This is a genomic window from Streptomyces sp. NPDC088915 (assembly GCF_044749825.1).
Lineage (GTDB): Bacteria > Actinomycetota > Actinomycetes > Streptomycetales > Streptomycetaceae > Streptomyces.
Genome location: NZ_JBIVIR010000007.1, coordinates 345,145 through 351,760, shown reverse-complemented (window position 1 = coordinate 351,760; position 6,616 = coordinate 345,145). Strand labels below are relative to the sequence as shown.

General features: G+C 74.4%; 5 protein-coding genes. 3 read left to right on the top strand and 2 right to left on the bottom strand.

What is annotated here, in order from left to right; all coding sequences use genetic code 11:
* On the top strand, nucleotides 1-92 hold a 92-nt coding region (locus ACIP5O_RS16120; protein ID WP_356542887.1), incomplete at its 5' end, for a proprotein convertase P-domain-containing protein.
* Between the two features lie 99 nt (nucleotides 93-191).
* On the opposite strand, the gene ACIP5O_RS16115 is transcribed toward ACIP5O_RS16120, so the two are convergent.
* A complete protein-coding gene (locus tag ACIP5O_RS16115; protein WP_401293496.1) occupies nucleotides 192-1,421 on the bottom strand; it encodes an outer membrane lipoprotein carrier protein LolA in 1,230 nt (409 codons plus the stop codon).
* A 248-nt stretch (nucleotides 1,422-1,669) separates the two neighbouring features.
* Here ACIP5O_RS16115 and ACIP5O_RS16110 point away from each other — a divergent pair, with 248 nt between their 5' ends.
* Nucleotides 1,670-3,931 carry an FUSC family protein gene (locus ACIP5O_RS16110; RefSeq protein ID WP_401293493.1) on the top strand — a complete coding sequence of 754 codons (2,262 nt, stop codon included), beginning with the start codon at nucleotides 1,670-1,672 and terminating at the stop codon, nucleotides 3,929-3,931.
* Here the strand turns inward: ACIP5O_RS16110 and ACIP5O_RS16105 are convergent.
* Nucleotides 3,874-4,884: a polyprenyl synthetase family protein gene (locus ACIP5O_RS16105; RefSeq protein WP_401293490.1), complete on the bottom strand. Its 1,011-nt coding sequence runs from the start codon at nucleotides 4,882-4,884 to the stop codon at nucleotides 3,874-3,876. The genes ACIP5O_RS16110 and ACIP5O_RS16105 overlap by 58 nt on opposite strands.
* Nucleotides 4,885-5,080: 196 nt before the next feature.
* On the opposite strand from ACIP5O_RS16105, the gene ACIP5O_RS16100 reads away from it, so the two are divergent.
* Nucleotides 5,081-6,586, top strand: coding sequence for a peptide MFS transporter (locus tag ACIP5O_RS16100; protein WP_401293487.1), 1,506 nt, complete (start codon nucleotides 5,081-5,083; stop codon nucleotides 6,584-6,586).
* Nucleotides 6,587-6,616 lie beyond the last annotated feature (30 nt).

Below are 6,616 nucleotides of genomic sequence, written 5' to 3'. Positions count from 1 at the left end.
AGGTCGCCAACGGCGCCTGGAAGCTCCGCGTCCAGGACAAGGCCTCGGCCGACACCGGCTACATCAACGCCTTCAAGCTGACCTTCCCGTAACCCCGTAATCCCGTGCCCCTCACGGGAAGGCGAGAGAACGCCCGGGCGGGTCGGTGACCATCGCCCCCGACCCGCCCGGGGTCCCAACCGGTCCGGCCGCTACTTGCCGGAGTTCGCCGCCTCCACCAGGGCGTCCTTCGTCACCGCGCCGACGTAGACCTTGCCGTCGTCGGTGAGGAGCGCGTTCACCAGCTTCGTCGTGAAGAGGGTGCCCGAGCCGAACTTCCCGGTGACCTTGTCGCCGAAGGAGTCCAGGAGGCCCTGGAGCTCCTTCGGCGCCTCGTCCGTCTTGGGCGCCGGGGCGCCGGTGTCGAGCTTCGCGATGGTCGTCCAGCCCTCGCCGAGGACGTTCAGGCCCTTGCCGAAGTCCCCGAAGCCCTCGCCGAACTCCTTGCCGAAGTCCTTCTCGAAGTTCTCCGGGAGCTTCTGGGACTTCCGCGCCTCCTCCGCCGCGCCCTCCGTCACCTTCGCGCCCTTCGGCGCCTCGAAGGCGAAGACCGACGCGTCCGGGCGGGCGAAGTCGACCTTCGTGAAGCCCGCGTCCACGACCGGCTTGCCGCCCTCGACCGAGGAGAGCGTGAACTTCAGCGGGGTGCCGTTCGCCGCGTCCACCGCGATCTTCACCGACGCGACCGTCGAACCGGCCTGCTTCGGCTTGATCACCAGCTGGTACGCGTCCCGGCCCGCCACCCGCGCCGTGCCGTCGACCGTGATCGACGTGGTGTCGCCCGCCGCCTTCAGGACCTCGTCCGCGAGCTCCTTGGGCGTCGCCGGAAGCTCCTTCCCCTCCGGCTTCTCCGCCCCCGGGCCCTCCGAGGCGCCCTTCTCGTGGAAGACCTCGTTCGACTTGCTGTCGTAGGCCCAGACGTCGTCGCCGTCGTGGATCAGGCTGTACTCGTCGGAGCCGTCGAGCAGGGTCAGCTTCTGGCGCTCGGGGCCGTCCGCCGCCAGGCGCAGCGTGTGGGTGCCCGAGACGAGTTCGGTGAGCTTCTGCGCGGGGTCCGCCGTGGAGGCCCCGCCGCCTTGGCCCCCGAGGCCGGACGCCAGGCCGCCGAGGGCCGGCAGGCCCAGGTCGGTGGAGACCTTGAAGGTGCCGGAGAGGGTCTGGGTCTCCGAGCCCGCGATCTTCTCGATGAGCTGCTGGGCCGTGATCTCCGGCAGGTCCGGGTCGCCGGCCGCCGCGAGCGCCGGGACCAGACCGATGGTCGCCGCGGCCACACCGGCCACCGCGACAGGGACGACGTACCGGCTCGCCTTGCGACGGGTCTCGCCACGAGCCTCGCCGCGAACCTCGCTGGGGGTCTCGCTGGGGACTTCGTTCGCTGCCATGGTCTCCGCTACCTCCGTGCGCCCTGGAGAGGCCCCGAACGGCCTCATGTGGTCGATGTACCCCATCCCACCAAACGGGGAGGACGGAATCGTCAGCCCCCGGGATCAACCTCGCGTACCCCTTCGGGATGACCCGACCCCGAGACCGGCCCGGACCCGCACATACGGAACTCCGGGTTCCGCGAAGGCGGGGCCCGTGCTCCCGGGCGAGACTGGCGGGAGGGGGACGGGTCGCGAGAGGAACCGTCATGGCCGAAAGGCTCTCCGCGGCGGCGCGCACCGGGCGCCACGCCGCGCACGTCACCGCCGCGACCGCCGCCGGGTTCTATCCGGCGCTCCACCTCCTGGACCGGCCGGTGGCCGGGATCTACGCCCTGTTCACCCCCATCGCGTTCGGCATCCTCTCCCCGCTGCCCGGAGCGGGCCGGGAGCGCGCCGCGACCGTGCTGCGGGCGGTGCCGGCCGCGGCCGTGCTCGTCGTCCTCGGGACCGTGCTCGCGGTCGGGACCTGGCCGGCCGTCGCGGGCATGCTGGCGGTCGGGTTCGCGCTGGCCTTCGGGGCGGCCTGCGGGCCCCGGATCGCGGGCGCCGCCCCCGGGCTCCAGCTCTTCTACATCCTGGCCTGCTTCCCGCCGTACGAGCCGGGGACGCTGCCGCAGCGGCTCGCCGGGCTCGTCGTCGGCGGGGCGCTCCTGGCCCTGGCCGAGGCGGTGTTCTTCCCGGACGCGCCGGAGCCCTCGTACCGGGGGCGGATCGCCGACGCCCTGGACCTGGCGGCCCGCGCCGCCGCCGGGGTCGTCCGCGGGGAGGGGCCGGACCCGGGGACCGCCGGGCGGCTCGGGGCGGCCGGGCGGGAGCTGCGCCTGTCGCGGCTGCCCGCCGGGTCCCGGCCGACGGGCGCGGGCCGGACGGACCGGGCCCTGGCCCAGGCGGGGGCCGCGACCCGCCGGCTCCTGGACCAGCTGGCCCTCCTCGCCGCGCACGACCCGGCCCCCGGGGACACGGTCTCGGCGGAGCTGCTGCGGGGGATCGCGGCGAACTGCACGGAGACGGCCGAAGCCCTGCGCGGGGGGCGCCGGGGACGGCCCCTCCCCGGCCCGCAGCTCCTCGAAGAGATGATCGCGGACTTCCTGAAGGCACGCGGGGCCTCGGCGGAGAGCACCGGGGCGCGGGCCGGCTCCCCCGACCCGCCCGCCCCCACCCTCCGTACCGTCCTCGTCCGGCGTTCGACCGTTCTGACGGCGGCCGTGTCGGCGGTGACCGTCCGCACGGCCGCCTCCCTCGCGCTCGGCGGCCGGGAGCGGCTCCACGGGCTGCCCCGCGAGCAGTTCTGGTACGCGGCGGAGGGGACGGCCCGGCTGGTGGCCGTCCGGGTCAGGGGCAATCTGACCCGGCGCTCCGTCGTCTTCCAGAACGCGCTGCGCACCGCGCTCGGCCTGGCGCTCGCCCGGCTCGTGGCCGGTTCGCTCGACCTGACGCACGGCTTCTGGGTGCTGCTCGCCGTCCTGACCCTGGGGCGGACCACGGCGGGCGCCACCTGGTCGGCCGTGCGGGCGGCGGCGGCCGGGACCCTGGCGGGGGCGTTCGCGGCGGGGCTGCTGATCGTGGGGGCCGGGGGCGCCTCCGACGTGTACGCGGCGCTGCTCGTGCCGATGATGCTGGTGGCCTTCACGCTGGGCCCGCTCGGCGGCCCGTCCTGGGGCCAGGGGCTCTTCACGCTCGTCGTCGCCACGGCCTTCGCCCAGATCGCGCCGGTGACCTGGCGGCTCGCGGAGGCCCGTCTGGTCGACGTGCTCACCGGCAGCGCGATCGGCCTGCTGTGCGGCCTCCTCGCCTGGCCGGCGGGGGCCCGCGCCGAGATCCGGTACGGCATGTCGGGCCTGCTGCGGGCCGCCGCGCCGGTGGTCCGGGCCACGACGGCGGCGGTGACGGACGGGACCGGGGAGGGCGCGGTCCCGGCCGGGGAGGCGAAGGGCGCCGGCCCCGCCGGGTCCGCCTCCCCCGGCGTACGGCTCACCCTGCACCGGCTCCGGATCGCCGAGGCGGTCTACGCGCAGTACCGGACGGAGCCCGCCGCGGACGCCGCCGGGTCCGCCCACGACTGGCTCGCGGTGCTGGACTACGGGTCGCGGACGCTGGTCGGGGCCTACTGGCTGCCCCGTACGGACGGCATGCCCGGCCTTCCGGCGGACGCCCGGCGCTGGGCGCACGAGACGGCCGAGGAGGTGGTCGCGGCGGCCGTGCGGGCGGCGGGATTCCCCCCGGACGGCGTACGGGTCCGTCCCGCGCCCCTGCCGCCGGAGGTGGCGGAGCGGGTGCCCGCGCCGCTGCTGGCCCCGCTCACGGACGTGGAGGTCTGGCTCCACGCGCTCGCCCGGGACCTGGAGGCGGGCTCGCCCCGGGAGCCGGAGGACCGGAGGGACCGGAGGGACCGGAGGGACCGGCCGGGCGGTCAGCCCGCCCGGTGCACCACCGCGTCGCACAGCTCCGCGAGCGCCGACTTGGCGTAGCCGTCGGGCAGCGGCGCCAGCATCGCGCGGGCCTCCTCCGCGTACCGCACGGTGTCCCGGCGGGCCTGCTCCAGGGCCGGGTGGGCGCGCAGCCGGCGCAGGACCTCGGCGTGCCGGGCGTCGTCGGTGAGGTCGCCGTCGACGAGGGCGACGAGCTCGACGTCCCCGGGGCGCCCGTGCGCGGCGGCCGCGGCCCGCAGCCGCAGGACGGGCAGGGTCGGGATGCCCTCGCGCAGGTCGGTGCCGGGGGTCTTGCCGGACTCGTGGGAGTCGGAGGCGATGTCGAGGACGTCGTCGGCGAGCTGGAAGGCGACGCCGAGCCGCTCGCCGTACTGGGTGAGGGTGTCGACGACGCCCTCGTCGGCGCCGGCCATCATCGCGCCGAAGCGGCAGGCGACGGCGACGAGGGAGCCGGTCTTGCCGCCGAGGACGTCGAGGTAGTGGTCGACGGGGTCGCGGCCGTCGGCGGGCCCGGCGGTCTCCAGGATCTGGCCGGTGACGAGCCGCTCGAACGCCTCGGACTGGATGCGGACGGCCTCCGGGCCGAGGTCCGCGAGCGTGTGGGAGGCGCGGGCGAAGAGGAAGTCGCCCGTGAGGACGGCGATCGAGTTGCCCCAGCGGGTGTTGGCGCTGGGGACGCCGCGCCGGACGTCGGCCTCGTCCATGACGTCGTCGTGGTAGAGCGTGGCGAGGTGGGTCAGTTCGACGACCACGGCGGCGGGCACGATGCCGGGCGCGTAGGGGTCGCCGAACTGGGCGGCGAGCATCACGAGCAGCGGGCGGAAGCGCTTCCCGCCGGCCAGGACGAGGTGCTGCGCGGCCTCCGTGATGAAGGGGACGTCGCTCTTGGTGGCGGCCAGGAGGCCCGCCTCCACGGCCGCCAGACCGGTCTGGACATCGGCCTCAAGAGCCTGGTCCCGCACGCTGAGGCCGAACGGCCCGACGACGGTCACGAGGGGGTCTCCTGTCTGCTGACGCCTGCTGTCGCTACACGGTCGGCAGCGATCACACGGGACGGTCACACGGATTGTCGATGTGTCGCTGGATTCACTCAAGCCAGCGTATCCGGTCACCTTTCGATCACCGTGGGCGCCTTCCCGTCACCCCCGGTATGTTCGTGATCGGCCGATACCACCAGGAGTAGGCGCTTTGTCCCGAACGAACATCGACACCGACCCGGACGGCGAGCAGCCCCCGCCGGAGGACGACCACGCCTTCCTCGGGCACCCGAGGGGCCTGCTGACCCTCTCGGGCCTGGAGGTCTGGGAGCGGTTCTCGTTCCTCGGCATGCAGGCGATCCTCGTCCTGTACTTCGCCGCCGCCGTCGCCGACGACGGGCTCGGCATGTCCCCGGGCACCGCCGCCTCGGTCTCCGCCGCCTACGGCACGCTGGTCTACCTGGTCTCGGTGGCCGGCGGCTGGCTCGCGGACCGCGTCCTCGGCTCGTACCGCGCCGTCCTGTGGGGCGGGATCCTGATCGCCTGCGGCCACTACTCCATGGCGGTCCCCACGGCCGCCATGACCTGGGTGGGGCTCGGTCTGATCAGCGCCGGGACCGGGCTGCTCAAGCCGAACGTGGCGACGATGGTCGGCAAGCTCTACCGCACGGACGACGACCGCCGCGACGCCGGTTTCGCGCTCTACTACACGGCGATCAACATCGGCGCCTTCGCCGGTCCGCTGATCACCGGCTGGCTCGCCGACCACCGGGGCTACCACTGGGGCTTCTCGGCCGCCGCGATCGGCATGACCTTCGGCCTGGTGCAGTACGTGGCGGGCCGGCGTCACCTGGCCGGACGCAGGCACGCCGCCGAGTTCGCGCTCGCCCCGGACGCCATGCGCCGGGCGGTCCGGCTGATGGTCGCGGGCGCGGTCGTGGTGGCCGTCGTCGCCACGGTCCTGGCCCTGGCCGGGTGGCTGACGATCGACCGGTTCGTGGACGTGCTGACCCTGGTCTCGGTGGTCGCGCCGGTCGTCTACTTCCGGGTGATGTTCACCAGCCCCCGGGTCACGCCCGAGGAGCGCGGCCGGCTGCGGCCGTACGCGGTGCTCTTCCTGGCCTCGGTGGTGTTCAACTTCATCCTCTTCCAGGCGTACTCGACGATGATCCTGCTGGCCTCCACCAACGCCCGCACCACGATCCTCGGCTTCGACTTCCCGGCGAGCTGGTACGCCTCCGCCCTCGGCGCCTTCGAGGTGGCCCTGGCGCCCGTGGTGGCCGCCGTCTGGTCCCGGATGGGCCACCGCCAGCCGCACGTCTCGAACAAGATCGCGTTCGGGGTGGTCCTGGGCGGCCTGTCCTTCCTCCTGATGGTCCTGCCGACCTCCGGGCACGCGGACGACACCTACCGGATGGCCGCCTGGTGGATCGTCGGCTCGTACGTGCTCCTCGGCCTCGGCGACGTGCTCCTGGAGACCTCCGGGATGTCCGCCACCAGCAAGCTCGCCCCGAAGGCCTTCTCCAGCCAGACGATGTCGCTCTGGTTCCTCTCCCTCGCCCTGGCCAACGGGATCCAGGCCCAGACCGTGAAGCTCTACGACGACGTCCCCAAGCCCGTGTACTTCGGCGTGAACGGCGCGGTGGCCGTCGCCGCCGGCCTCGTCGTGATCGCCCTGGCGCCCTGGCTGCGCCGCACCATGCACCCCGTCCGCTGAGCGCCGCACCCCGCCTTCTCCCGTCCCCGA